Genomic DNA, 26,466 nt, shown 5'->3' with positions numbered 1-26,466 from the left:
ACGGCGGGCCGACGCCCGCCCGTTCGACCCGACGTCCAGCAGCGCCGCGGCCCGCGGCACCGCGGACCGCAGCAAGGAGTACCGTGCCAACGAAGGCCACCCAGAGCCCGGGAACGGGCAAGAGCCTGCTCATCGTGGAGTCCCCCTCCAAGGTCAAGACCATCGCCGGGTACCTCGGCGACGCCTACGAGGTCGAGTCCTCGATGGGGCACATCCGCGACCTCCCGCAGCCCTCGGAGCTGCCGGCGGAGCTCAAGAAGGGTCCCTACGGCAAGTTCGCGGTGGACGTGGAGCACGGCTTCGAGCCGTACTACGTGGTGAACCCGGACAAGAAGAAGAAGGTCACCGAGCTCCGGCGCAAGCTCAAGGACGCGGACGCCCTCTACCTCGCCACCGACGGCGACCGCGAGGGGGAGGCCATCGCGTGGCACCTCCTGGAGGTGCTCAAGCCCAAGATCCCCGTCTACCGGCTGACCTTCTCCGAGATCACCCGCGAGGCCATCGAGCGGGCCTTCGGGGAGCTGCGCGAGCTCGACCAGGACCTGGTCGACGCGCAGGAGACCCGGCGCATCCTCGACCGGCTCTACGGCTACGAGATCTCCCCGGTGCTGTGGCGCAAGATCGCCTCGGGCCTGTCCGCCGGGCGCGTGCAGTCCGTGGCCACCCGCCTGGTCGTGGAGCGGGAGCGCAAGCGCATGGCGTTCGTGCCCGCCGACTACTGGGACCTCAGCGGGACGTTCGCGCGCACCGACGGCGAGGACGCCGGCACCGCCTTCAGCGCCCGGCTCTCCTCCGTGGACGGCAAGCGGGTGGCGGGCGGCCGCGACTTCGGCGACGACGGCGTGCTCAAGGGCGCCGCGGACAAGCTCGCGCACCTGGACGAGCAGGCCGCCCGCGAACTGGCCGCCGGTCTCGAGGACGCGGCGTTCACGGTCCGGTCGCTGGAGACCAAGCCCTACACACGCCGCCCGGCCGCCCCGTTCACCACCTCCACGCTGCAGCAGGAGGCGGCGCGCAAGCTGCGCTTCACCTCCCGCACCACCATGCAGGTGGCGCAGAAGCTGTACGAGAACGGCTACATCACCTACATGCGCACCGACTCCGTGGCGCTGTCCGACCAGGCGGTCACGGCCGCCCGGCGCCAGGCCACGGAGCTCTACGGCGCCGACTTCGTGCCCGGCTCCCCGCGGCTCTACAGCTCCAAGTCGAAGAACGCGCAGGAGGCGCACGAGGCCGTGCGCCCCGCGGGGGACTCCTTCCGCGCCCCGAACCAGGTCCGCGGCGAGCTCTCCGCGGACGCGTTCCGGCTCTACGAGCTGATCTGGAAGCGCACCGTGGCCTCCCAGATGGCCGACGCCAAGGGGTCGACGGCGACCGTGCGGCTCGGGGCGACGTCCTCGGCCGGCCGGGACGCCGAGTTCTCCGCGTCCGGCACCGTCATCACGTTCCGCGGCTTCCTGGCCGCCTACGAGGAGGGCCGGGACGAGGACCCCGCCACGGACAAGGACGGCGCCAAGGACGGCGACAAGCGGCTCCCGCGCATGGCGGAGGGCGACCGCCTGGACGCCACCGAGGTCGAGGCGGACGGGCACCGCACCTCGCCGCCGCCGCGCTACACCGAGGCGTCCCTCGTGAAGGTCCTCGACGAGCTCGGCATCGGCCGGCCCTCGACCTACGCGGCGACCATCTCCACGATCATGGACCGCGGCTACGTCCGCGTGCGGGGCTCCGCGCTCATCCCCTCGTGGACCGCGTTCTCCGTGGTGCGCCTGCTCGAGGAGCACTTCTCCGACTACGTGGACTACGACTTCACGGCGGAGATGGAGGAGGGCCTCGACCGGATCGCCCGCGGCGAGGAGGACAGCACCGACTGGCTGCAGGACTTCTACTTCGGCTCCCAGGGCCACGAGAACGGGCTCAAGCCCATCGTCGACGACCTCGGCGAGATCGACGCCCGCGCCGTGAACTCCATCCCCGTGACCGAGGACATCACCCTGCGGGTCGGCAAGTTCGGCCCCTACCTGGAGGTGGCCGGCGCCGTCGACCCGGAGACCGGGGAGATCACCGACCCGATCCGGGCCAACGTGCCGGAGGACCTCGCCCCCGACGAGCTCACGCCCGACAAGGCGCGCGAGCTCATCGAGACGGGCAAGGCCGACGGCCGGGAGCTCGGCCGCGACCCCGTGACCGGGCGCGCCATCGTGGCCAAGGACGGCCGCTACGGGCCCTACGTCACCGAGGTGATCCCCGAGCCCACCGCCGAGGAGCTCGCGGCCCAGCCCGTCGAGTACTACAAGAACGGCAAGCCCAAGCCCCCGAAGAAGCCGGTCAAGGAGAAGCCCCGCACGGGCTCCCTGCTCTCCACGATGACGCTGCAGGACGTGACCCTCGAGGACGCGCTCAAGATCCTGTCCCTGCCGCGCACGCTGGGCACGGACGCCGAGGGCAACGAGATCACGGTGCAGAACGGCCGCTTCGGCCCCTACCTGAAGAAGGGCGGCGACTCGCGCTCCCTGCAGTCCGAGGAGCAGCTGTTCACGGTCACCCTCGAGGAGGCCCTGGCGATCTACGCCCAGCCCAAGCAGCGCGGCCGCGGCGCCGCCAAGCCTCCGCTCGCGGACCTCGGCACCGACCAGATCACGGAACGGCCCATGGTCATCAAGGACGGGCGCTTCGGCCCCTACATCACCGACGGCGAGACCAACGTGACGGTCCCGCGCGGCGAGACCGTGGAGCAGATCACGCCGGCGCGCGCCAGCCAGCTGCTCGCGGAGAAGCGCGCCCAGGGCCCCGCCCCGAAGAAGGCGGCCCGGTCCACGGCCAAGGGGACGACGACCAAGGGGACGACGGCCAGGAGCAGCACGGCGAAGAAGAGCACGGCCAAGAAGCCCGCGGCGGCCAAGCCCGCCCGCGCCGGGTCCAAGGGCTGATCCGCTCCGCACGCGCGGGACGGACACGGAACTCGAAGGAGCACCACGGCATGCGTCTCGGAGTCCTCGACGTGGGGTCGAACACCGTCCACCTCCTCCTGCTCGACGTCTACCCGGGCTCCCGGCCCGAGCCGTACGCGTCCCACAAGCTCGCCCTGCGGCTGGTGCAGTACCTCGACGCCGACGGCAACATCTCCGACGCCGGCCGGGACGCCCTCACCGCGTTCGTGGTCGAGGCCCGGGACTTCGCCGTGGACAACCGGGCCGAGGACTTCCTCGCCTTCGCGACCTCCGCGATCCGCGAGGCCGGCAACGGGGCGCAGGTGCTGGACCACGTGCAGTCCCGCTCCGGCGTGACCCTCACGGAGCTGGCCGGGGACCAGGAGGCGGCCGTGACGTTCTTCGCGGTGCGCCGCTGGTTCGGCTGGGGCGCGGGGACCGTTCTCGACCTCGACATCGGCGGCGGGTCCTTCGAGATGGCCCTGGGGGACAACGCGCTGCCCACCGTGGCGACCTCGGTCCCGCTCGGCGCGGGGCGGCTCACCCGCACCTTCGTCGCCGGGGACGTCGCGACCCCGAAGGAGATGAAGGCCCTGCGCAAGCACGTGCGCCAGGAGCTCCGGCCCGCGGTCGACCGGGTCCGCGCGGCCGGGGAGCCCACCTGCGTGGCCGGCACCTCCAAGACGTTCCGCTCCCTGGCCCGGATCTGCGGCGCGGCGCCGTACGAGATGGGCCCGTACGTGCCCCGCACCCTTCACCTCGAGGACCTGCGGCTGTGGACCCGCCGGATGGAGGCCATGTCCCCGGAGGAGCGCGCCGAGCTGCCGGGGGTCTCCGCCGCGCGGGCCCGGCAGATCCTCGCCGGCGCCGTGGTGGCGGAGTCGGCGATGGACGCCTACGGCGTCGAGTCGATCCGGATCTGCCCGTGGGCGCTCCGCGAGGGACTGATCCTGCGCCGCCTGGACCAGCTGAGCAGCCACTCCGACGTCCGCACCGTGGACCCCCGGCACCTGGTGGGTGCGGCATGAGCGAGCAGCAGGGCGCCGCCCCGGAGCCGTACCGTCCGCACGTGGCGCTGTCCACCAGCTCCCTCTATCCGCTCGGGGTGCCGGAGACCTTCGAGGCGGCCGTGGAGCTGGGCTACGACAGCGTGGAGGTGCTCGTCACGCACGAGCGGATGAGCCAGCTCACCCACCAGCTGCAGGACCTCGTGCAGCGCCACCAGCTCCCCATCTCGACCATCCACGCCCCGACCCTGCTGCTGACCCAGCAGGTGTGGGGCAAGTCGTGGACCAAGATCCAGATGGCGGCCGCGCTCACCGAACAGGTGGGCGCGGAGGTCGTCGTGGTCCACCCGCCCTTCCGGTGGCAGCGCCGGTACGCCGCGAACTTCGTGGAGGGGGTGCGGGTGGTCTCCCAGGCCACCGGCGTGAAGATCTCCGTGGAGAACATGTACCCCTGGCGGGTCCGCGGCCGCGACACCGTGGTCTACGCCCCGCACTACAGCCCGCTGGGCCTGGACTACGACTGGGTGACGTGGGACTTCTCGCACGCCGCCACCGCCCGGATGGACTCCCTGGCCGCCATCCGGGAACTGGGCCCCCGGCTGGGCCACGTCCACCTGACCGACGGGTCGGGGGAGACCACGGCGGACGAGCACCTGCTGCCCGGCCACGGGGTGCAGCCGGTGGCCGAGTCCCTCGAGTTCCTCGCCTCCACCCGGTGGCAGGGCATCATCGGGGTCGAGGTCTCGACCCGCCGCTCGAAGAACGCCGACGAGCGCACCCAGTGGCTCGCGGAGTCCCTCGAGTTCGCCCGCCGGCACACGAGCCGCTCCGACGGCGCCCCGAGCGCCGGCGGCCCCGACGGCACGGAGGGCGCGGACGGCAGCCGGGGCTGAGGCCCGGGCGCACCCGGCCCGCCGGCGCCGTTCCCACCGTCCTGTTCCCACCGTTCCGATTCCACCTTTCCGATCCCACCGATGAGAGGACCTCACCGACCATGACCCCTGTGCTCGCCTTCCTGGGCTGCGGCTCCATGAACGGATCCATCCTGCGGGGGGTGCTGGCCTCCGGCGTGCCCGTCGAGCAGGTCCGGGCCACCGTCCGCTCCGCGGAGAGCGCCCGCCGGCTCGAGGACGAGACGGGCGTGCGGCCCTACGTCACCGGGGACGATCCCGAGGCCAACCGGCGGGCCGCCCGTGAGGCGGACGTCGTGCTGCTCGGCGTCAAGCCCGTCGGCATCCTCGACCTCGCCCGCGAGATCGCCCCCGCCCTGCGCCCCGGCACGGTCGTGGCCTCGGTAGCGGCGGGGATCTCCGTCGGCGCCCTCGAGCGCGCCCTCCCCGCCGGCCAGCCGGTCGTGCGCACGATGCCGAACACACCCTCCAGCGTGGGCCGCGGGGTGGTCTCGGTGACCCCGGGGGCCGCCACCGGCCCCGAGCAGACGGAGGCCGTGCGCCAGGTGCTCGAGGCCGTGGGCACCGTGGTCGAGGTCCCCGAGGAGCAGGTGGACGCCGTGACCGGCGTCTCGGGCTCCGGGCCCGCCTACGTGTTCCTGCTGGCCGAGGCCATGCAGCAGGCGGGGGAGCGGATGGGGCTGCCGGCGGACGTCGCGCGGGTCCTCGCGAAGGAGACCGTCTCCGGCGCCGGGGAGCTGCTGCGCCCGGCGGAGGCCGACCCCGCGGCCCTGCGCAGGGCCGTCACGAGCCCCAAGGGCACCACGGACCGGGCCATCACGACCTTCCAGGACAACGGCTTCGAGGCTCTCGTGGCCTCCGCGGCCCGCGCCTCGGCGGACCGCTCCGCGGAGCTCACGCGCGAGTTCAGCGGCGACTGAGCCGCGGACCGGCCGGTCCCCGGGTCAGGGGCGGGCCGCGAAGCGCTCGAGCAGGTCCACGTGCCCCGAGACGATCAGCAGGTCGCGGGAGGTGACCTTGGTGTCGGGGCGGGCGTACGTGAAGTCCTCGCCCGGGGACTTCACGCCCACCACGGTCACGCCGTACTTGGAGCGGACGTTGGAGTCGCCCAGCGTGAAGCCCTGCACCTCCCGCGGCGGATACATCTTGACGATCGCGAAGTCGTCGTCGAACTCGATGTAGTCCAGCAGCCGGCCCGAGACCAGGTGCGCGGTGCGCCGCCCGGCGTCCGCCTCGGGGAAGATCACGTGGTGCGCCCCGATGCGGGAGAGGATCTTGCCGTGCGAGGGCGTGATGGCCTTCGCCCAGATCCGGCTCACGCCGAGGTCCACGAGGTTCGCCGTGATGAGCACGCTCGACTCGATGGACGTGCCGACGCCCACCACGGCGGAGTCGAACTCGGCCGCTCCCAGCTGGCGCAGGGCGTCGATGTCCGTGGCCTCGGCCTCGACCACGTGGGTGAGCTGCCCGGAGAGCTTCTGGACCAGCTGGGCGTCCCGCTCCACGCCCAGGACCTCCCGGCCCTGGCGGGCGAGCTGGAGCGCGGTGGCGGTGCCGAAGCGGCCGAGGCCGATCACCAGGACGGGGACGCTGTGGGACGAACGGTCAGCCAATGATGGGCCTTTCCTCGGGGTACCGGTAGAGGCGCCGGCGTGAGCGCAGCGCCAGGGCGGCGGCCACGGTGGTCGTGCCGATGCGCCCGATGAGCATGATCAGGACCAGGACGTACTTGCCGGCGGGGGGCAGCTCGCCGGAGAGCCCCACGCTGAGACCGCACGTCGCGTACGCGGAGATCACCTCGAACAGAACCCGGTCCAGCGGCTCCTCGGAGATCTCCACGAGGATCCCGCAGCCCACCAGGACGACGGTCGCCCCCATCATGATCACCGAGATCGCGATGCGGAGGGCGTCCTCGGGGATGGTCCGGTAGAACGCGATCACGGACCGGTCGCCCCGGGCCTCGGCCAGGATCGCCAGGAAGACCACGGCGAGGGTGGTGACCTTGATGCCGCCGGCCACGGAGGCCGGGCCGCCGCCCGCGAACATCAGCGCGTCGGTCATCAGCAGGGTCACCGGCTCCAGACTGTTCATGTCCACGAGGTTGAAGCCCCCGGAGCGGACCATGACGGAGTGGAAGAAGCCCTCGAAGATCTTCTCGTGCACGGGCCGGTCCCGCAGGGTGTCCGGATTGGACCATTCGAAGGCCAGGAACAGGGCCCACCCCACGAACAGCAGGATCGTGGTGGTCACGATCACCAGCTTCGTGTTGAGGTTCCACCGCGAGAAGCGCAGCCCGGTCTGCCGCAGCACGAGGACCACGGGGAAGCCGAGGGAGCCCAGGAGGACCCCCAGGGCGATCGGCAGGAGGATCAGCACCGCGTCCGTGTACGGGACGAGGCCGTCCGAGTGCGGGGTGAACCCCCCGTTGTTGAACGCGGAGACCGCGTAGAACACCCCGTGCCAGAGCGCCGTGAGGAACGGCTCCCCGACCACCAGGAAGCCGATCGTCAGCACCGTGGCCAGGATCGCCTCGATCGTCACGGACATCAGCACGATGATCTGCAGGAGCGAGCCCACCTCGCCCAGGCGCCCGATGTTCAGGGCCTCCTGGGTGATCAGCCGGGACTTCAGGCCGAGCTTGCGACCGATGGCCAGGGCCAGGATCGAGGTCATGGTGAGGGTGCCCAGACCGCCGATCTGCATCGCGACCAGGATCACGAACTGGCCGAAGAACGACCAGTTGGCCGCCGTCGACACCGTGGTCAGGCCCGTCACGGTGACCGCGGAGGTGGCCGTGAACACGGCGTCCTCGACCGGTGTCACGACGCCGGGGGCCGAGGCCACGGGCAGCCACAGCAGGAAGGAGAACACGGACACGACCGCGGCGAAGGAGATGACGGCGAGCCGGGCGGGGGAGCCCGCCGCGATCCGGTCCACGAGGTCGCGCAGCGAGGTGAGCAGCCAGAACCGGCCGCGCTCCTCCGGACGGGCCCAGGGCGCGCGCTGCAGGTGGCTCACGGGCTCTCCTCCTGGTGTCCTGACCGCCCGGGCGGGGCGGCGGCCGCGGCGTTCGCCTCGACCCGAGACAGTATTCCACCCGAGCCCGTCCGCGGCGGGCAGCCGCGGGTGTAGGTTGTCGCCCATGCCCCTGGAAGAGGCCCTGCTGCGCGCCCGGGTCCGTCGACTGACCCGACGGCACGGGATCCGCTCCCCCCACGGTCGCCGGCCGGGACAACGGCGGAGCACCGATCCGCGGGAGGTGACCACGGCGCGCACGGCGCAGCTGATCATCGGTGCGTTCGCGACCGCCCTGGCCGTCGGCACCGTCCTGCTGATGCTCCCGGTCGCGAGGTCGGGCCCCGGCGGGGCGTCGTTCATGGAGGCGTTCTTCACCGCGACCTCGGCGATCTGCGTGACCGGGCTGGTCGTGGTGGACACGCCGACCTACTGGACGCCGTTCGGGCAGGCGGTGATCCTGGCCCTGATCCAGATCGGCGGGTTCGGGGTGATGTCCTTCGCCACCGTGCTCGGGATCCTCCTGGCCCGCCGGCTGGGCCTGACGGCCCGGATCATGAGCTCGACTGAGACGAAGAACCCCGGCTACGGGGACATGCGCCGGGTGCTGCTGCGCATCCTCGCCACCACGCTGCTGATCGAGACGGTCGTGGCCGCGGCGCTCGCCCTCCGCTTCTTCGCCGGCTACGGGTACGGACCGGGGCAGGCGGCGTGGCACGGCGTGTTCCACGCGGTCTCGGCGTTCAACAACGCCGGCTTCGCCCTGTACACCCTGTCGATCATGGACTTCGCCGCCGACCCCTGGGTCAACCTGCCGATCGTCGTCGCCGTGGTCCTGGGCGGGCTGGGGTTCCCGGTGCTCTACCAGCTGCGCCGGGAGTGGCGCCGGCCCCGGCGGTGGAGCTTGAACACCCGGATCGTGCTGTTCGCCACCGTGGCCCTGCTCGGCGCCGGCACGGTGTTCCTGTGCGCGGTGGAGTGGTCCAACCCCGCCACCCTCGGGCCGATGCGGGCCGACGAGAAGCTGCTGGCCGGGTTCTTCCAGTCCACCATCGCCCGTACGGCCGGGTTCAACAGCATCGACATCACGGCGATGCACCCGGTGTCCTGGCTGGGGCTGGACCTCCTGATGCTCATCGGCGGCGGCCCCGCCGGGACGGCCGGCGGGCTGAAGGTCACCACCGTCGCCGTCCTCGGCTTCATCGCCTGGACCGAGATCACCGGGGGAACGGCCGTGCACGTCCTCGGCAAGCGCCTGTCCCGGTCGGTGCAGCGCCAGGCGATCACGGTGGTCGTCCTGGCGCTGGGCGCGGTGACCACCGCCACGATGGTGTTGATGCTGCTGCACGAGGACATCGGCCTGGACCGGATCCTGTTCGAGACGATCTCCGCGTTCGCCACCGTGGGCCTGTCCACGGGCATCACCGCGGATCTCTCGCCGGCGGCCCAGGGCGTGCTCATCGCCCTGATGTTCCTGGGCCGGCTGGGGCCCATCACCGTGGCCACCGCCATGGCGGCCCGTCCCCGGAAGGCCCTGTACGAACTGCCCAAGGAACGCCCGCTGATCGGCTGAGTCCACCGCGCTCGCCCGGCACACCACCCCACGGGGCCCTGCGGCCCACCCCGACACCTCTTGGAGGTCCCCACATGTTCCCCTCCCGCCCCGGCACCGCCCCGTACCACCACTCCGGCCGCCGCCGGCCACCGGGCACGGTGGCCGTGATCGGCCTGGGCCGCTTCGGCGCCGCCCTGGCCCTCGAGCTGATGCGCAACGGCGCGGAGGTGCTGGGCATCGACGTCGACGAGGACGTCGTCCAGGAGCTCAACGGGCAGCTGACCACCGTGGTGCGCGCCGACGCCACCCAGGAACAGGTGCTGCGCCAGCTCGGCGTCGACGAGTTCGACAAGGTGGTGGTCGGCATCGGCTCCGACGTCCAGGCCAGCATCCTGGTCGCCTCCCGGCTGCTGAAGTTCGCCCACCCCGAGATCTGGGCGAAGGCCATCACCACACCCCACGCCGAGATCCTCGAGCAGCTCGGGGTCCACCACGTCATCAGCCCCGAGCACGACATGGGCGTGCGCTCCGCCCACCTGATCCAGGGCCGGGCCCTCGACTTCGTGACGATCGACGAAGGATTCGCCCTCATCCGCTGCCCGGCCCCGGAGGCCGTCCAGCAGCGGCCGCTGGACACCCTCAGCATCCGGCGCACCCACGGGGTCTCGATCGTCGCGGTCCGCCGCCTGGGCCAGGGGTGGGAGGCCACCGAGCCCGGCACGGTCCTCTACGAGAACGACCAGATCCTCGTGACGGGACCCACCCGTGCGGTCGAGGCCTTCAGCGACCTCGACTGAGCCGCGCCGGGGTGACACAAAGGGCGCCGGCGCCACGCCCGCGACGGCGGGCCCCGGCCCCGAGTGGTCTAATGGCGGTGTGACCCCTGCTACGTCCGGGCCCGGCGCCCCGTACCCCACGCGACTGTTCTGGGACCCCGCCCTGCTCGAGTACAACTTCGGGGACCACCACCCCATGCACCCGTCCCGGCTCGAGGCCACCTACCGGCTGGTCCAGGAGTTCGGCCTGGACCGCCGGGACAACGTCACGGTGGAGGCGCCCGAGGTGGCCCCGGACGAGGTGCTCAACCTCGTCCACCCGCAGCACTACGTGGACTCGGTCCGGGCCGTCAGCGCCGACCCCACCGTGGAGGTCCCCGAGTGCGGTCTCGGCACCGAGGACACCCCCGGGTACCCGGGGGTGCACGAGGCGAGCGCCCGGCTCGTGGGCGGCACCTACCAGGGCGCCGTGGCCGTTCTCGCGGGGGACGCGGTGCACGCCGTGAACTTCGGGGGCGGGATGCACCACGCCCACGCGGAGAAGGCCAGCGGATTCTGCATCTACAACGACTGCGCCGTGGCGGTCCAGCACCTGCTGGACCAGGGTGTCCGGCGCGTGGCCTACGTGGACGTCGACGGCCACCACGGCGACGGCACCCAGTCGATCTTCTACGACGACCCCCGCGTGCTCACCGTCTCGCTGCACGAGACGGGCCTGACGCTGTTCCCGGGCACGGGCTTCGCCAACGAGACCGGCCGCGGGGAGGCCGAGGGGCACTCCGTGAACGTGGCGATGCCCACGGCCTCCGACGACTCCATGTGGCTGCGCGCGTTCGACGCCGTGGTCCCGCCCCTGCTGCGCCAGTTCCGGCCCGAGGTGATCGTGAGCCAGCACGGCTGCGACTCGCACTTCGCCGACGAGCTCACCCACCTGCGCGTCAGCGTCGACGCGCAGCGGCAGACCGCCGTGGCCCTGGCAGGGCTGGCCCACGAGCTGTGCGAGGGCCGGTGGATCGCCACGGGCGGGGGCGGGTACAACTGCTACGACGTGGTGCCCCGCTCCTGGACGCACCTGGTGGGAGTCGCCGCCGGCCACCCCATCGACGTGGGCACCGCGGTGCCGCAGCCGTGGCGCGACTACGTGCAAGAGCGCTACGGCGCCGACGCGCCGCGGGTCATGGGCGACGAGGTGGACCTGTGGTGGCGCTCCTGGGAGGTGGGCTTCGACCCCAACGACGAGACGGACCGCACGATCATGGCCACCCGCAAGGAGGTCTTCCCCCAGTGGGGGCTGGACCCGTGGTTCGACTGAGCCCGCCGCCCGCGGGCTCCGGCAGCGGCGGGGGCAGCCACGGGGGCGGCACGGACGTGCCGGTGCCGGGAGCCGCACGGCAACCCGTTTACAGTGATCGGATGGGCAACAACGACGTGTTCGCGGTGATCGCCGACAAGACCCGGCGGGGGATCCTCGCCGCGCTCAAGGACGGCGAACGACCCGTGGGCGACCTCGTGGCAGAGCTGGGGGTCTCCCAGCCGACCGTCTCGAAGCATCTGAAGATCCTGCGCGAGGCCGGTATGGTGTCCATGGAGGCACAGGGGCAACGACGTCTCTACGCCGTGCAGCCGGAGCCGCTGGCCGAGGTCACCGCTTGGGTCCACGAGGTCGTGGGCGGTGCGGCGCACCAGCCGGCCGCCCCGACGCGCGCCCCCGGGGACGCCGCGGACAGCGGCACTGCCGGGGCCGGCGTCGCCGGACCCGACGTGGTCGTGACCGCGGGGGCCGATGGGACCGGGACGGCTCCGGAGGCGACGCCCGGGACGGACGTGCTGGACGCCGCGGCGGTGGCCGTTCCGGAGCCGGCCGTCGTCCCCAGCCCTGAGCCGGCGGTCGAGACCGGCCCGGCGCCGGCGGTCGGCGGCACCCCCGCGCGCCCGGGCAGGGGCGCGGGGGCTCGTGCGGTGGACATCCTGTCCAGCCTCTCCGGCCTGCGCCGCCGCACCAGGAACCCGCGGCGGTGACCGGCCGGGCCCAATCGATCCGAACGAGGAGCACCATGCACGAGGACCTGTACCCGATCCGCCAGGCCGTACTCGCCCGCAACCCCGGAGAGGTGGAGTTCCACCAGGCCGTGGACGAGGTCTTCGACTCCCTGGGCCCCGTGGTCGCACGCCACCCCGAGCTGCTCGACGCCGCCGTGCTCGAGCGGATCTGCGAGCCGGAGCGGCAGATCATCTTCCGCGTGCCGTGGACCGACGACGAGGGCCGCGTGCACATCAACCGCGGCTTCCGCGTGGAGTTCAACTCCGCGCTCGGGCCCTACAAGGGCGGGCTGCGCTTCCACCCCTCCGTGTACCTGGGCATCGTGAAGTTCCTGGGCTTCGAGCAGATCTTCAAGAACGCCCTCACGGGCATGCCGATCGGCGGGGGCAAGGGCGGGTCGGACTTCGACCCGAGCGGGCGCTCCGACGGCGAGATCATGCGCTTCTGCCAGTCCTTCATGACCGAGCTCTACCGCCACATCGGCGAGTACACGGACGTCCCCGCCGGTGACATCGGGGTGGGCGGACGCGAGATCGGCTACCTGTTCGGCCAGTACAAGCGGATCACCAACCGCTACGAGTCCAGCGTGCTCACCGGCAAGGGCCTCAGCTGGGGCGGTTCCCTGGTGCGCACCGAGGCCACCGGCTTCGGCACCGTGATGTTCGCCGAGGAGATGCTGCAGACCCGCGGGCAGTCCTTCGACGGCCAGACCGTGCTGGTCTCCGGCTCGGGCAACGTGGCGACCTTCGCGATCCACCGGGCGCAGCAGCTCGGGGCCACCGTGGTCACCGCCTCGGACTCCAGCGGCTACGTGGTGGACCCGGACGGCATCGAGCTGGACCTGCTCCGCGAGGTCAAGGAGGTGGAGCGCGGCCGGATCTCCGAGTACGCCGAGCGCCGCGGCGGACGCGCCCGGTTCATCGCCAAGGGCTCCGTCTGGGACGTCCCCGGCACCGTGGCCCTGCCGTGCGCCACCCAGAACGAGCTGGACGGCTCCCACGCCAAGAAGCTGCTCGGCCACGGCGTGCTCGCCGTGGCGGAGGGCGCGAACATGCCCACCACGGGCGAGGCCACCCGCCTGTTCCAGGAGGCGGACGTGCTCTTCGGCCCGGGCAAGGCGGCCAACGCCGGGGGCGTGGCCACGTCCGCGCTCGAGATGCAGCAGAACGCCTCCCGCGACTCGTGGACCTTCGAGTACACGGAGGAGCGGCTCGGCCAGATCATGAAGTCGATCCACGACACCTGCGCCGAGACCGCCGAGGACTACGGCATGCCCGGCAACTACGTGGCCGGCGCGAACATCGCCGGGTTCATGAAGGTCGCCGGCGCCATGATGGCGCAGGGCCTCATCTGACCCGTGCCGGGTCCGGTCCGCCGGGCCCGGCAGGGGTTCCCCGTCCGCACTTCCGACACGTCCGGACCCGCGTTCGTCCCACGGAGGGCCGCGGTGGTCCTACCCTGGAGACTATGGCAACGCATCGGCAGGTCCTGCAGTGGCTGGAGAACGAGCTGTTCGACGGCCACCTCGTGCTGGGCCAACAACTGCCCTCGGACCGCGACCTCGCGGCCATCCACCGCGTGTCCCGCAACACCATGCGGGAGGCGCTCAAGACCCTGGAGGCCCAGGGCATCGTGCGGCTGTTCGACGGGCCGCGCAAGTCGATCCTGCCCATGCTGGTGCGGGAGCCCGCCGCGTCCGCGGGGCCCGCGCTGCAGCTGCACATGGCCACCTCGGACTACCCCCTGCGGGACATCGTCCAGACCCGGGTGCTGCTCGAGACGTGGGCCCTGGAGCGCTCGGACCCGGAGCACCCGGCGATGGCCGAGCTGCGGGCGCTGCTCGAGCAGATGGCCCGGGACGACCTGTCGCTCAAGGAGTTCCACCACCTCGAGGTGAGCTTCCACATCGCCCTGTGCAAGACCGCCGGCAACTCGGTGGTCTCCGCCCTGATGTCCTCCCTGCGGGACTCGATCTACGAGTACACGATGGCCCTGGTGGGCCACGTGCCCCTGTGGAGCACCACCGCGGACCGGCTGCGCGCGGAGCACCACGCCATCTACTCCGCCGTGGCGGCCGGTGACCGCCGGCTGGCGTCCCGGCTGGTGGCGGAGCACATCGAGTACCAGTACCGCGAGGCCGGCGTGGACCCGGACCAGGAGCAGCGCACCCCCGGTCCGGCCCCGGACGCGCCCGCCGAGCTCAACCCGCCCGGCGCCGCGGCGCAGCCGGACACCGGCCCGCACGAGCTCGCGGACGCCTTCGAGGAGGAGCCCGGGGACGGGCCCGCACCGGTGTCCCGCAGCGCCTGAGCCGGCCGCGGCCGGACCGAGTACAGCAATCTCCCCACAAGACGGTAGGGTGTCAGTGAACGTTTGCCCGGCCGTCACCGTCCGCAGGCCGGCACCCCTGGTTCCCGCCTGTCGCGCGGAGTCCCCGGGGGCACACCACCGAGACATGAAGATGCGAGGGATCCTATGGGTTCAGTGATCAAGAAGCGCCGCAAGCGGATGTCCAAGAAGAAGCACCGCAAGCTGCTCCGCAAGACCCGTCACCAGCGCCGCAACAAGAAGTGACCCTGCGCTGAGCGCCACCGGGGGCCGCCGTCCGATCCAGGACGGCGGCCCCCGGTGCGTTCCCGGGCCCGTCCGCACCGCGCGGCGGGCCCGTAGCATGGGCTCCATGACTCCTCCTCCGCGGCCCGCCGTGACCCTCCTCACCCGCCCGGGGTGCCACCTCTGCGAGGCCGCCCGGGAGTCCGTGGACCGGGTCGCCTCCGCGCTGGGGCTGGAGTGGGAGGACGTCGACGTCGACACCGACCCCGAGCTGGCCCGCCGGCACGCCGAGGAGATCCCCGTGGTCCTCGTGGACGGCGTCCCGCGCGACTTCTGGCAGATCGACGAGCGCCGCCTCGCCCGGCTGCTGCGCGAGCGCCTGGCCGGCTGAACCGCCCCCCGTTTTGGGGCCGGTGCGCCCGGTCTGGGACCATGGGGGCATGCCCTCCTCGACCGTCCACCTGCTGCGCCACGGCCAGGTCCTCAACCCGGACCGCATCGTCTACGGGAGGATGCCCAGCTACGGCCTCACCGAGCTCGGTGCGCGGATGGCGGAGGCCGCCGCCGCGGAGCTCGCCCGCCGCGTGAACACCGGCTCGCGCATCGTCCACCTCGTCTCCTCGCCGCTGCAGCGCGCCCGGGAGACGGCCGCGCCCGTGGCCCGGGAGCTGCACCTGCCGGTGCACCCGGACGAGCGGATCATCGAGGCGCACAACCACTTCGAGGGCCTGCACGTGGACCTCCCCGAGCTGCTGAGGCCCCGGCACTGGCCGCACCTGCGCAACCCGCTGCGGCCCTCCTGGGGCGAGCCCTACCGGCACCAGGTCGCGCGCATGGCGGAGGCGGTGCTGGACGCCGGGCGCGCCGCCGTGGAGCGCGGCGGGGACGGCGCCGAGGCCGTGCTCGTGTCCCACCAGCTGCCGATCTGGCTCACCCGGCTCTCCGCCGAGGGGCGCCCCCTGCCGCACGACCCGCGGCGGCGGCAGTGCAACCTCGCCTCCATCACCTCGCTGGTCTTCGACGACCTCGACTCCGGGCGCCCGCCCCGGGTCGTCTACAGCGAGCCCGCCGCCGACCTCTACCCAGGGGTCAACCAGCTTCCCGGTTCATAATGGCCGGGCGCCGCCGCCCTCCCCGTCCCGTCCAGAACACCAGGTGATCCGTCCGTGACCTCCCGCCCCTCGCCCGCCCCCCGTCCGTCCCGCCGCCGCGTGCTCTCGCTCGCGGGCCTCGGCGTCCTCGGACTCGCCCTCGCCGGGTGCACGGAGGAGGACTCCCTCGCCCAGCAGGCGAACTCGGGGGACCAGAAGGGCTACATCGCCGGGGACGGCACGGTCTCCGAGTACCCGGCCGCCGAGCGCGGGGAGCCGGTGCAGTTCGCCGGCACGCTGTTCGACGGCACGCCCCTCGCCGCCGAGGACCTGCGCGGGCGGCCCGCGCTGCTGAACTTCTGGTACGCGGGCTGCGCCCCGTGCCGCGTGGAGGCCCCCGACCTCCGCGAGCTCGCCGAGCGGTTCGAGGGGCAGGCCGCCTTCTACGGTGTGAACCTGCGCGACGAGCGGGCCACCGCCGAGGCGTTCGAGCGCACCTTCGAGATCCCGTACCCCTCCGTCGCGGACAAGGACGGGGGCGTGCTCATGGCGCTGAGCGCGTACGTGCCGCCGCAGGCCGTGCCGACCACGCTCGTGCTCGACGCCCAGGGGCGGGTGGCCGCCCGCATCCTCGGCATCGCGGACCGCTCCGTGCTCGAGACCCTCCTCGAGGACACGGTGGCCGAAGCGGCATGACGGCTGGCAACCCCTTCGCCGAGATCGTCCTCGACGGCTCCCTCCTCGTCGCGCTGCCCGTGGCGCTGCTCGCCGGCCTCGTCTCCTTCGCCTCCCCGTGCGTGCTGCCCCTCGTGCCCGGCTACCTCGGCTACGTCACCGGCCTGACCGGCGCGGACCTGCAGGAGCAGCGGCGCGGCCGCGTGCTCGCGGGGATCACGCTGTTCGTCCTCGGCTTCTCCGCCGTGTTCCTGCTGATGTCCGTGCTGCTGGCCCAGCTGGGCGCCTACGCCTGGTTCCTGGGCCAGAACTGGATCACCGTGGTCCTCGGCGGGCTCGTGGTGCTCATGGGCGTCGTGTTCCTCGGCGGGGTGTCCTTCTTCCAGCGGGACCGCAAGATCGAGCACCGCCCACCGCCCGGGCTCTGGGGCGCCCCGCTGCTCGGCGTGACCTTCGGCCTCGGCTGGGCCCCCTGCATCGGCCCCACCTTCGCGGCCGTGCAGGCGCTCGTCTACGTGGACGGCGCCTCGACCGGGAAGGCGGCCGTCCTCACGGTCGCCTACTGCCTGGGCCTGGGCGTGCCGTTCCTGCTGCTCGCCCTCGCCCTGCGCCGGGGCATGGGCGCCATGGGCTTCTTCCGCCGGCACCGCCTCGGCATCCAGCGCGCCGGCGGCGGCCTGCTCGTGCTCGTCGGCCTGCTCATGATGACGGGCGCGTGGACCGCGTTCGTCTCCTGGGTGCAGGCCGAGCTCGTCACCGACTGGGTGATGCCGATCTGAGCACCTCCGACCCGCGAGCCCGCACCGACAGCAGAAAGGCCGTCATGAGCACCGCAGCGCCCCCGTCGTCGTCGGGCCCCGCGTCCCCGGACCCGTCCGGACAGCGCACCCCGGACGTCGAGCTCCCCGCCCTGGGGCCCCTCGGCATGGCCCGGTGGGCCTGGACGCAGCTGACCAAGATGAACACCGCCCTGTTCCTGCTGCTGCTCCTGGCGGTCGCCGCGGTGCCGGGATCGATCTTCCCGCAGCGGATCCAGGACCCGGCGGCGGTCCAGGACTACATCGACAACAACCCCGTCCTGGGGGAGTGGCTGGACCGGGTGCAGCTGTTCGACGTCTTCTCGTCGGCGTGGTTCTCCGCGATCTACATCCTGCTGTTCGTCTCCCTCGTGGGGTGCGTCCTGCCGCGCGCGGCCAAGCACTGGCGGGCGTGGCGGGCCGAGCCCCCGCGCACCCCGCGCCGGCTCGAGCGGCTGCCGGAGCACCGCTCCCTGGCCCTGGGCGGCCGTGACGGGGCCGGGGCGCCGGCCCCGGACGACGTCGTGGCCGACGCCGCCCGGCTGCTGAAGAAGCGCGGCTACCGGGTGGCGGTCCGGGACGCCGGCACGGCCGCCCCGTCGGTGGCCGCCGAGCGCGGCATGTGGAAGGAGGTCGGCAACATCGTCTTCCACCTGGCCCTGCTGGGCGTGCTGGTGTCCGTGGCCGTCGGCTCCCTCTTCGGCTACAAGGGCCAGCGGGTGGTCGTGGAGGGCGAGTCCTTCGTCAACACCCTCATCGGCTACGACTCCTTCACCCCCGGCCCCAACTACGACGCCGACTGGCTCGACCCCTTCTCGGTGCGGCTGGACAGCTTCGAGGCCGTGTTCAACCGGGACACCACGAACCCGCGCAGCTACGGGGCGCCGCTCGACTTCACCGCGGAGGTCACCGTGCAGGACGAGCCCGGCGCCGAGCCGCGGCAGGAGGTCCTGAAGGTGAACCAGCCGCTCAACGTGAACGGCGTGAAGAGCTACCTCGTGGGCAACGGCTACGCCCCGGTGGTGCGGGTGACCGACGGCAACGGGGACGTCGCCTTCGAGGGGCCGGTCGTGACCATCCCCTCCGACGGCGTCTACACGTCCTCGCTCGTGCTCAAGGTCCCGGACGCCCGTCCCGACCAGCTCGGCCTCGTGGGGCTGCTGCTGCCCACCGCCGTGGGCGGCGAGGGCGAGATGCCCCGCTCCGTGGACCCCGGCCTCGCCAATCCCCGGCTGATCCTCTCCGCGTACCACGGGGACCTCGGCCTGGACAGCGGCGAACCGCAGAACGTGTACGTGCTCGACGTCGAGCCGCTCACCGAGCTCAACGCCATGACCAACGAGAACGGCGCCATCACGCTCGACGCCGCGAACCCCGTGCACGAGCTGCCCGACGGCAAGGGCACCGTGGAGTTCCTGGACGTCAAGCGCTACGTGGGTCTGGACGTCCACTACGACCCCGGCAAGACGGGCGCCTTCGTCTCCTTCGTCGCGGCCTTCGCCGGCCTGCTCATGTCCCTGTTCATCGCCCGCCGCCGCGTCTGGGTGCGCGCGGCGGAGGGCGTCGACGCGGACGGACGGCCCTGCACGGTGCTGGAGTACGGGCTGCTGGCCCGCGGCGAGGACCCCCGGCTCGCCGCGGAGGCCGAGCGGCTGGACCGGCTCTGGACCGAGCAGTGGCAGGACGCCGGCGTGCGGGACAACGACACCACGACCACGACCACGTCCGGGACGGCGACCACGCCGACGCCGGCACCAGCGACAGCAACAGCGACCGCGGCGACGGCCGGGAGCACCGGGCACGCCGCCGGCCGGCCGGACGGCCGGACGGACTCCGTGCCGGACGCCCGGCCGGACCACGAGTGAGAGGATGGGCGGCATGACCGTCAACGAGACACTGGGCGCCTGGAGCGAGCTCTTCATGCTCCTGGCGGCCATGACCTACCTGGTCGCCTTCGTGGCCTTCGCGTGGGACGTGGCGTCCCACTCCAAGACCCTGCGCGGGGCCGAGGGCAGCGGCGAGCGCGAGCTCGTGGGCGCCGCCGCGGGAGCCTCCGCGGCGACCTCGGGGGACGCCGCCGAGCCCGCGGACTCCCGGGCCGGCCACGGCGCGGGCCACCGCGGGCGCGGCTACCGCACGAGCGCGCGCTCCGCCCTGTCCGGCCACGTGGCGGACGAGGAGATGCGCTACACCGGCGAGCGCCGGCCCGCCGCCCGCGTGGCCGTGGCCGTCATGGTCCTGGGCTTCGCCGTGCACGCCGCCGCCGTGCTCAGCCGGGCCTTCGCGGCCGGGCGGGTGCCGTGGGGCAACATGTACGAGTTCTGCACCACGGGCGCCCTGGTCGTCGCGGGCGTGTTCCTGCTGGCCCTGCTGGCCCGGGACCTGCGCTTCGTGGGCTCCCTGGTGTCCGGGCTCGTGGTGATCATGCTCTGCGCGGCCACCATCGGCTTCCCCACCCCGGTGGGACCGCTGCAGCCCGCCCTGCAGTCCTGGTGGCTGGTGATCCACGTGTCCATCGCCGTGGCCGCCTCCGGGATCTTCACCATCACGTTCGCCATGGCCGTCCTGCAGCTGCTGCAGGCCCGGCGGGAGCAGATCATCCTGTCCGGCGAGCGGCCCGGCGCGGAGTTCCTGGCGATGGTCCCGTCCTCCCAGGCGCTCGAGAACCTGTCCTTCCGGCTCAACGCGGTCGGGTTCGCGTTCTGGACCTTCACCCTCGCCGCCGGCGCCATCTGGGCGGAGCAGGCCTGGGGCCGCTACTGGGGCTGGGACACCAAGGAGGTCTGGACCTTCGTGATCTGGGTGGTCTACGCCGCCTACATGCACGCCCGCGCCACCCGGGGCTGGACCGGCAACCGGTCGGCCTGGCTGTCGATCGTCGGCTACCTCTGCGTGATCTTCAACTTCACCGTGGTCAACACCGTCTTCCCCGGCCTGCACTCCTACTCCGGGGTCTGACCCGGCCGCCCCGCCGGGCGACGACACCGGAACGGCCCGCACCGGCAGGTGCGGGCCGTTCGTCGTGATCGGGACGGACGTGGTCGGGGCGGTCGTGGCCGGGGCGTCCGGCCCGGTCGGGTCCGCGGCGGGGCGGCTCCGGCGCGTGGTCCCGCTCTGAGCGGTCCTGCCGTGGGGCCCTGCCGGGGGGTCCCGCCGTGCGGTCCTGCCGGGCGGATCAGCCGCGCGGGGGCCGGCTGCCGGGGGAGCCGTCCGTCGGTCCGTCGCTGCGGCCGGCGGACGAGCCGCCGGAGGGCCCGTCGTCGGGGCGCTCGCCGGGAGCCCCGTCCGGCCCGGTGCCGCCGGACGCTCCCGGTCCGCCGTTGCGTCGCAGCTCCTCCTCCCACTGCCGGAGCTTCTCGGCCTTCTCCTGCTGCCGGCGGCGCTCCTCGAGGTTGCGCAGGAACTGGGGGTCGTCGTCGGGCCCCCTGCCGCGCGCGGGACGCGAGGACTCCGCGGTGCCCTTGGGCCGCCCGAGGAACAGCCACAGGAGGGCGCCGAGGAGGGGGAGGAGGAGGATCACCGCGATCCAGCCTCCCTTGCGGAGACCGCGCATGTCGGTGCTGTCGGTCCGGGCGCACTCGATGAGGGAGTAGACGATCACGCCCACCGCCAAAGCGGCCGCGCCGATGATGAGGATGGCTCTGCCCATGCCGACAATCGTAGGGGAGTTGCCTGGACGCCAGCTCAGCGCTCCGGAGGCCCTGTCCGCCGCTCCGCCGGCCCGGGGAACCTGTCAGGAGCTCCGGCTAGACTGGGCGCGTGAATTTCCTGAAGTACTCCCTGCTCCGGTTCGCGCTGCTCGTGCTGGCCTTCCTGCTCAGCATGTGGCTGGGCGTGGGGCTGGTCCTGTCCGGGGTCGCCGCGGTGGTCATCTCCTTCGCGGTCTCCTACCTGTTCTTCCCGCGCCTGCACAGCGCCGCGGGGGAGGAGTTCCACCGGTGGTTCGCGCGGGCGCCGAAGCCCCGCAACCGGGTGGCGCTCGAGGACCAGGAGGTCGAGGACGCCTACGTGGACCGGCGGCTGCGCGAGGACGGCCGCGAGGTCTGAGCCGCCCGCCGTCACCTCCTCACCGGGTGCTCACCACCACTGCCGCAGCAGCACCGCCAGCAGGAAGAGCACGGCCCAGCCCACGTTGAGCACCCCGCACTGCCGGAGCACGGGGATGAGCTGGCGCCGGTCCTGCACCCGCAGCACCGTGGCCACGGGCGCCCACGCCAGGGGCAGGAGCAGCAGCACGAGCAGCATCCACGGGTTGTCGGGCACCAGGAACAGCACGAGCGCGAACGCCACGGCGATCTCCGCGGTGAACACCACCCGCGCCAGCGGGTCGCCCAGCCGCACGGCCAGGGTCCGCTTGCCGACCTCCCGGTCCCCGGGCAGGTCCCGGATGTTGTTGGCCATCAGCAGGGCGGTGGCGATCAGACCGGTGGACAGGGCCGCGACGAAGGCCTCGAGGTTGAGGGTGCCCGCCTGGGTGAGCGTGGTGCCGAGCACGGCCACGAGCCCGAAGTACACGAACACGAACACGTCCCCGAGCCCGCGGTACCCGTACGGGCTGCGCCCGCCGGTGTACCCCCACGCGGCGAGCACGGCCGAGAGGCCCACGGGGATGAACCACCACTGACGGCTCAGCATCACCAGGGCCGCGCCGGCGAGCGCGGCGAGGCCGAAGCACAGCAGCGCCGCCGCCCGCACCTGCCCCGGCGCGGCGGCCCCGGAACCCGTGAGGCGCAGGGGGCCCACGCGGTCGTCGTCGGTGCCCCGGATGCCGTCGGAGTAGTCGTTGGCGTAGTTCACGCCGATCTGCAGGAGGAGGGCGACCAGCAGCGCGAGCAGCGCGCGGACGGGGTCGAACGAGTGCAGGGCCTGGGCCGCGGCGGAGCCGGCCACCACGGGGGCGAGGGCCATCGGCAGCGTCCGGAGCCGGGCCCCCTCGATCCACTGTGCTGGCGTGGCCACGGGCTACCTCCGTCGGGAACGACCCGCGCGGGTGCGGGGTGCGGGATGCGGGCCGCGGTGGGGGTCCGTGGCCGCGAACCATTGTGTCACGGCCCGGCCCCGGACCCGGCTCGGGCGGGGGCTCAGCCCAGCAGACGGCCCACGGCGGCGCGGTCCGGCTTCCCGGTGGGCAGCAGGGGCAGCTCGTCCGGCCAGGCCCAGCGCCGGGGCACCGCGGCGGCGCCGTGCCGGGCGCGCACCGACTCCTCGAGCTCGGCGCGCAGCCGCCGGCGGTCCGCGCCGGGGGCCGCGACGACCGCCGCCCCGACCGCCTGCCCCCACTCGGGGTCGGGCACGCCGAGCACCAGGGCCTGGCGCACCCCCGGGTGCTCCGTGAGCGCGGCGCTCACGAGCCCCGCGGCGACCTTGACCCCGCCGGTGTTCACCACGTCGTCGACCCGCCCGTGCACCGTGAGCACGCCGTCGGCGGAGATCTCGCCGAGGTCGTCCGTGCGGTACCAGCGGGTCCCGGCGGCCTCCCGGAAGTGCCGTGCGGTCTGCTCCGGGTCCCCGGCGTAGCCGGCGGCGACGACGTCCCCGCCGAGCCAGATGCGGCCCGGCCCGGACCCGCCGGTGACCCCGGGTCGCGGGGCGTCGTCCTCGGCCCCCTCCGTCCCCACGTGCACGGAGACGCCGTCCAGGGGCACGCCGTCGTAGACGCAGCCCCCGCACGTCTCCGACATCCCGTAGGTGACGACCACCCGGACGTCGGCGGCCCGGGCGGCCGCCAGCAGCCGCGGGGGAGCGGCCGAGCCGCCGAGCAGGACCGCGGAGAAGCTCTTCAGCGCGGAGACCGCGTCCCCGTTGCGCACCCCGGAGGCCGGTTCCAGGATCCGCTGCAGCTGGGTGGGCACGAGCGAGGTGAAGCGCACGGGGTCCTCCAGCTCCTCGGCCGCCGCCGCGAAGGCCTCGGGGGTGAAGCGGGCCGCGGGGTCGAGGACCACGGGGTCCGTCCCGGCGTAGAGGGAGCGCACGAGCACCTGGAGCCCGGCCACGTAGTGGACGGGCAGCGCGAGCAGCCACTGGCCCACCCCGCCGGTGCGCACCGCGGTGGCCATCGAGGACGCCGCGAGCGCGTCCCGGGTGAGGACCGTGCGCTTGGCCCGGCCCGTGGAGCCGGAGGTCCGCACGACGACGGCGGGGCCCTCCCGGCCCAGCGCGCGGGTCAGAGGGGACAGCAGCCGCAGGGGGTCGCCGGGCACGGGCCCGTCGAGGACCACGGCGTCGCCGGGGACGATCAGTTCGGCCATCGCGGGTCTCCTCCTCGCGCCGCCGGTCGGCTCCCGACCCGGGGACGGGTCGTGCACCGGCGGCAGCCGGATCAGAAGTAGTAGGGGAAGCCGGACCAGTCCGGGTCGCGCTTGCCCAGGAACGCGTCCCGGCCCTCGACGGCCTCGTCGGTCATGTACGCCATGCGGGTCGCCTCGCCGGCGAAGACCTGCTGGCCCACCATCCCGTCGTCGGGCAGGTTGAAGGCGAACTTCAGCATCCGGATCGCCTGCGGGGACTGGGCCGCCACGTCCCGGGCGGCGGCGATCGCCGCGTCCTCCAGCTCCGCGTGCGGGACGACCTCGTTGACCGCGCCCATCTCGAGCATCCGCTGCGCGTCGTACTCCCGGGCGAGGAAGAAGATCTCGCGGGCCGCCTTCTGCCCCACCTGCCGGGCGAGCAGCGCGGAGCCGTAGCCGGCGTCGAAAGAGCCGACGGTGGCGTCCGTCTGCTTGAACCGCCCGTGCTCCCGGGACGCGATCGTGAGGTCGCAGACCACGTGCAGGGAGTGCCCGCCGCCCGCGGCCCACCCGGGGACGGCGGCGATGACCACCTTGGGCATGGTGCGGATCAGGCGCTGCACCTCGAGGATGTGCAGCCGCCCGGCGCGGGCCGGGTCGATGCTCTCGGCGGTCTCGCCCCCGGCGTAGCGGTAGCCGTCGCGGCCGCGGATGCGCTGGTCCCCGCCGGAGCAGAACGCCCAGCCGCCGTCCTTGGCGGAGGGCCCGTTGCCGGTGAGGACCACGGCGCCCACGTCCGAGCTCATCCGCGCGTGGTCGAGCGCGCGGTAGAGCTCGTCGACGGTGCCCGGCCGGAAGGCGTTGCGCACCTCCGGGCGGTCGAAGGCGATCCGCACCCACGGCAGGTCCCGGAGCACCGCGCCGTCCGCGTCCCGCTCCACACCGCGGTGGTAGGTGAGGTCCTGCAGGTCCTGGAAGCCCTCGACCGTCCGCCACTGCACGGGGTCGAAGAGCTCCGAGACCTGCTCGGGGAGGTGGTTGCTGGCGGGGGTCGGGGTCGCGTCGGTCACGGGTCCGAGTCTACGGGGACTTCTCCGCCGGCCTCGAGACCGCCCCCCGGACCGTCAGCGACGGTGCGGTGGAGGGCGGGAGGAGAACGCCCCACGACAGCCACCGGCCGTCAGGCCGGGATCGCGCCAGCGGCGCCCGCCAGCAGCGCCCGCACCTCCGCGGCGGACCCGCACGCCAGGGCCCGCCGCGCGAGGTCCTGCGCACCGGCCAGCGTCACGTCCCGCAGGCGCGCCTTGACGAGGGCCACCCGGGTGGGCACCACGCTGAGCTCCTCGACGCCCAGCCCGGCGAGCACCACCGCCGCGGCCGGGTCACCGGCGAGGTCGCCGCACACCGCGACGTGCGTGCCCTCGGGCACCTCGGCGCACACCCGGGACACCAGGTCGAGCACGGCGGGCTGCCGGGCGTCCGCCAGCGCCGAGACCGCGGTGTTGCCCCGCTCGGCGGCCATCGTGTACTGCGCGAGGTCGTTGGTGCCGATGCTCACGAAGTCGAGCCCCTGCGCCACGCGGCGGACGGCCAGGGCCGCGGCCGGGACCTCGATCATGACACCGACCCTCATGCCCGCCGGGCGGCCGCCGATCGCCGAGGAGGCCTCGTCGAGCCGCTCCAGCGCCCACGCCACCTCCTCGGCGGTGCTGACCATGGGGAACATGACGTGCACCGGGTGGTCCCGGGCCACCAGACAGATCGCGGTCAGCTGGTCGCGGAGCACCTCCGGTGCCCGCCGCATGAGCCGGAGCCCGCGCTCGCCGAGGAACGGGTTCGCCTCGTCGGGCGCCGGCAGGAAGGACAGCGGCTTGTCGCCGCCGACGTCCCAGGTGCGGACGGTCACCGGCCGCCCGGCGAAAGCCTCGGCGATCCCGGCGAACGCGGCCGCCTGCGCCTCGACCGACGGGGCGTCGTCCAGGTGGCCGAACAGGACCTCGGTGCGCAGCAGCCCGCACCCCTGCGCGCCGAACGCGACGGCCCGGCCGGCGTCGGCGGGCGTCGTGACGTTGGCGAGCACCGGCACCGGGTGGCCGTCCGCCGTCGCGCCCGGTTCGCGGGCGGTGGCCAGGACGCGCTCGGCCTCGACGGCCCGGGCGGCCGACAGCTCGCGGAGGGAGCGCCGGGTGCTCTCGTCGGGGTCGACGACGAACCGCCGGGCCCGCGCGTCGAAGCCGACGACGGTGCCGGGTGCCACAGCGGCCGCGGCCGGCCCGGCGTCGTGGTACACCGGGATGCCGCGCGAGCGGGCGACGAGGACGCCGTGGCCGGTGTCCCCGCCCGCCAGCGTGACCACGCCCGCGACCCGGTGCGGGTCCAGCGTCGCCGCTGTTGCGGCGTCGAGCTCCCGCACGACGAGGACCGCGGGCGGACCCTCGGCCGGGACGGCGTCCTCGGGCGCGCCGGCTCCGGCCAGTGCGGCGAGCACCCGCTGCCGCACGCTGCGGACGTCCTCGGCGCGCGCCCGCAGGTAGGGGTCGTCCATCGCCTCGAGCTCTCCGCCCAGCGCGGAGAGCCGGTCCTCCCACGCCGTGGGCGCGGGCGCGCCGGCGGCGATGCCGGCGGAGACCGCCTCGATCAGGCCGGGGTCGACGAGCAGGGCCTCGTGGGCCTCGAGGACGGCGCCCACCGGGCCGGGGCCCCCGGTGGCGGAACGGCGCAGTGCGGCCAGCTCGGCGAGTGCGCGGGCGACGGCCGCGTCCGAGCGCCGCTGCTCCTCGGCAGGCCCGCCCGGCCGGTAGCCGGAGAGGTCGATCGCGCCGCCCCGCACCACCGCCGGGCCGAGGGCGACGTCGCCGCCCGGTCCGGCGGCGGGCGGCACGGGCACG

Annotated in this window: 25 protein-coding genes; 18 read left to right on the top strand and 7 right to left on the bottom strand. The window is 73.6% G+C overall.

Annotation, left to right across the window (positions count from 1 at the left end; translation table 11 throughout):
- Positions 1–83 precede the first annotated feature (83 nt).
- The 4 genes from topA (at position 84) to proC (ending at position 5,768) form a co-directional block, all read left to right on the top strand.
- Positions 84–2,930 (top strand): type I DNA topoisomerase, encoded by a 2,847-nt coding sequence (topA, locus tag CK505_RS11540; protein ID WP_035925040.1) that lies wholly within the window; start codon positions 84–86, stop codon positions 2,928–2,930.
- A 50-nt stretch (positions 2,931–2,980) separates the two neighbouring features.
- Positions 2,981–3,958, top strand: coding sequence for a Ppx/GppA phosphatase family protein (locus tag CK505_RS11535; RefSeq protein ID WP_035925036.1), 978 nt, complete (start codon positions 2,981–2,983; stop codon positions 3,956–3,958).
- Complete coding sequence (locus CK505_RS11530) at positions 3,955–4,830, top strand: sugar phosphate isomerase/epimerase (RefSeq protein ID WP_095651140.1); 876 nt, start codon at positions 3,955–3,957, stop codon at positions 4,828–4,830. Before CK505_RS11535 ends, CK505_RS11530 begins: the two co-directional genes overlap by 4 nt.
- 101 nt (positions 4,831–4,931) lie before the next feature.
- Positions 4,932–5,768 carry a pyrroline-5-carboxylate reductase gene (proC, locus tag CK505_RS11525; RefSeq protein ID WP_095651139.1) on the top strand — a complete coding sequence of 279 codons (837 nt, stop codon included), beginning with the start codon at positions 4,932–4,934 and terminating at the stop codon, positions 5,766–5,768.
- A gap of 24 nt (positions 5,769–5,792) precedes the next feature.
- Here proC and CK505_RS11520 read toward each other — a convergent pair whose 3' ends face one another.
- Entirely contained in the window at positions 5,793–6,461 is a 669-nt protein-coding gene (locus CK505_RS11520) for a TrkA family potassium uptake protein (protein WP_017832491.1), read from the bottom strand.
- Complete coding sequence (locus tag CK505_RS11515) at positions 6,454–7,857, bottom strand: TrkH family potassium uptake protein (RefSeq protein WP_232035380.1); 1,404 nt, start codon at positions 7,855–7,857, stop codon at positions 6,454–6,456. Before CK505_RS11515 ends, CK505_RS11520 begins: the two co-directional genes overlap by 8 nt.
- A 133-nt stretch (positions 7,858–7,990) precedes the next feature.
- Here CK505_RS11515 and CK505_RS11510 point away from each other — a divergent pair, with 133 nt between their 5' ends.
- From CK505_RS11510 to ccsB, 13 genes are all read left to right on the top strand, one after another.
- Positions 7,991–9,436: a TrkH family potassium uptake protein gene (locus tag CK505_RS11510; RefSeq protein ID WP_241975598.1), complete on the top strand. Its 1,446-nt coding sequence runs from the start codon at positions 7,991–7,993 to the stop codon at positions 9,434–9,436.
- 74 nt (positions 9,437–9,510) lie between these two features.
- Positions 9,511–10,215, top strand: a complete 705-nt coding sequence (locus CK505_RS11505) for a TrkA family potassium uptake protein (protein WP_241975597.1) — start codon at positions 9,511–9,513, stop codon at positions 10,213–10,215.
- 79 nt (positions 10,216–10,294) lie between these two features.
- A complete protein-coding gene (locus tag CK505_RS11500; RefSeq protein WP_035925024.1) occupies positions 10,295–11,506 on the top strand; it encodes an acetoin utilization protein AcuC in 1,212 nt (403 codons plus the stop codon).
- Positions 11,507–11,607: 101 nt separating this feature from the next.
- Positions 11,608–12,213 (top strand): helix-turn-helix transcriptional regulator, encoded by a 606-nt coding sequence (locus tag CK505_RS18680; protein WP_017832486.1) that lies wholly within the window; start codon positions 11,608–11,610, stop codon positions 12,211–12,213.
- Between the two features lie 35 nt (positions 12,214–12,248).
- Positions 12,249–13,589 (top strand): NADP-specific glutamate dehydrogenase, encoded by a 1,341-nt coding sequence (gdhA, locus tag CK505_RS11490; protein WP_017832485.1) that lies wholly within the window; start codon positions 12,249–12,251, stop codon positions 13,587–13,589.
- Between the two features lie 113 nt (positions 13,590–13,702).
- Positions 13,703–14,545, top strand: coding sequence for a FadR/GntR family transcriptional regulator (locus CK505_RS11485; protein ID WP_095651136.1), 843 nt, complete (start codon positions 13,703–13,705; stop codon positions 14,543–14,545).
- A gap of 165 nt (positions 14,546–14,710) precedes the next feature.
- Positions 14,711–14,809 carry an AURKAIP1/COX24 domain-containing protein gene (locus tag CK505_RS11480; RefSeq protein ID WP_005504750.1) on the top strand — a complete coding sequence of 33 codons (99 nt, stop codon included), beginning with the start codon at positions 14,711–14,713 and terminating at the stop codon, positions 14,807–14,809.
- A gap of 106 nt (positions 14,810–14,915) precedes the next feature.
- Complete coding sequence (locus CK505_RS11475) at positions 14,916–15,179, top strand: glutaredoxin family protein (protein WP_095651135.1); 264 nt, start codon at positions 14,916–14,918, stop codon at positions 15,177–15,179.
- 49 nt (positions 15,180–15,228) lie between these two features.
- Positions 15,229–15,900 carry a histidine phosphatase family protein gene (locus tag CK505_RS11470; protein ID WP_095651134.1) on the top strand — a complete coding sequence of 224 codons (672 nt, stop codon included), beginning with the start codon at positions 15,229–15,231 and terminating at the stop codon, positions 15,898–15,900.
- A gap of 54 nt (positions 15,901–15,954) precedes the next feature.
- Positions 15,955–16,575 (top strand): TlpA disulfide reductase family protein, encoded by a 621-nt coding sequence (locus CK505_RS11465; RefSeq protein ID WP_035925018.1) that lies wholly within the window; start codon positions 15,955–15,957, stop codon positions 16,573–16,575.
- Entirely contained in the window at positions 16,572–17,333 is a 762-nt protein-coding gene (locus CK505_RS11460) for a cytochrome c biogenesis CcdA family protein (protein ID WP_017832479.1), read from the top strand. The genes CK505_RS11465 and CK505_RS11460 overlap by 4 nt, the downstream gene beginning before the upstream one ends.
- Positions 17,334–17,377: 44 nt before the next feature.
- Complete coding sequence (locus tag CK505_RS11455) at positions 17,378–19,216, top strand: cytochrome c biogenesis protein ResB (RefSeq protein ID WP_095651133.1); 1,839 nt, start codon at positions 17,378–17,380, stop codon at positions 19,214–19,216.
- Between the two features lie 13 nt (positions 19,217–19,229).
- Positions 19,230–20,309 carry a c-type cytochrome biogenesis protein CcsB gene (gene ccsB, locus CK505_RS11450; protein ID WP_017832477.1) on the top strand — a complete coding sequence of 360 codons (1,080 nt, stop codon included), beginning with the start codon at positions 19,230–19,232 and terminating at the stop codon, positions 20,307–20,309.
- Between the two features lie 217 nt (positions 20,310–20,526).
- Here the strand turns inward: ccsB and CK505_RS11445 are convergent, their stop codons facing one another.
- Positions 20,527–21,000, bottom strand: a complete 474-nt coding sequence (locus tag CK505_RS11445) for a PLDc N-terminal domain-containing protein (protein WP_017832476.1) — start codon at positions 20,998–21,000, stop codon at positions 20,527–20,529.
- A gap of 110 nt (positions 21,001–21,110) precedes the next feature.
- On the opposite strand from CK505_RS11445, the gene CK505_RS11440 reads away from it, so the two are divergent.
- Complete coding sequence (locus CK505_RS11440) at positions 21,111–21,398, top strand: DUF4229 domain-containing protein (protein WP_017832475.1); 288 nt, start codon at positions 21,111–21,113, stop codon at positions 21,396–21,398.
- A 30-nt stretch (positions 21,399–21,428) separates the two neighbouring features.
- On the opposite strand, the gene CK505_RS11435 is transcribed toward CK505_RS11440, so the two are convergent.
- From CK505_RS11435 to ptsP, 4 genes are all read right to left on the bottom strand, one after another.
- Positions 21,429–22,310: a 1,4-dihydroxy-2-naphthoate polyprenyltransferase gene (locus tag CK505_RS11435; protein WP_095651132.1), complete on the bottom strand. Its 882-nt coding sequence runs from the start codon at positions 22,308–22,310 to the stop codon at positions 21,429–21,431.
- A 122-nt stretch (positions 22,311–22,432) separates the two neighbouring features.
- On the bottom strand, positions 22,433–23,599 hold the full coding sequence (locus CK505_RS11430) for an AMP-binding protein (protein WP_095651131.1): 1,167 nt from the start codon (positions 23,597–23,599) through the stop codon (positions 22,433–22,435).
- Positions 23,600–23,670: 71 nt separating this feature from the next.
- Positions 23,671–24,648, bottom strand: a complete 978-nt coding sequence (locus tag CK505_RS11425; protein WP_017832472.1) for a 1,4-dihydroxy-2-naphthoyl-CoA synthase — start codon at positions 24,646–24,648, stop codon at positions 23,671–23,673.
- Positions 24,649–24,758: 110 nt separating this feature from the next.
- The coding region (gene ptsP / locus CK505_RS11420) for a phosphoenolpyruvate--protein phosphotransferase (protein ID WP_141246813.1) at positions 24,759–26,466 on the bottom strand (1,708 nt) is incomplete at its 5' end.

The organism is Kocuria sp. WN036 (assembly GCF_002287015.1).
Lineage (GTDB): Bacteria > Actinomycetota > Actinomycetes > Actinomycetales > Micrococcaceae > Kocuria > Kocuria rosea.
The sequence above is the reverse complement of the archived record's forward strand: the minus strand, read 5'-3'. Positions and strand labels throughout refer to the sequence as shown.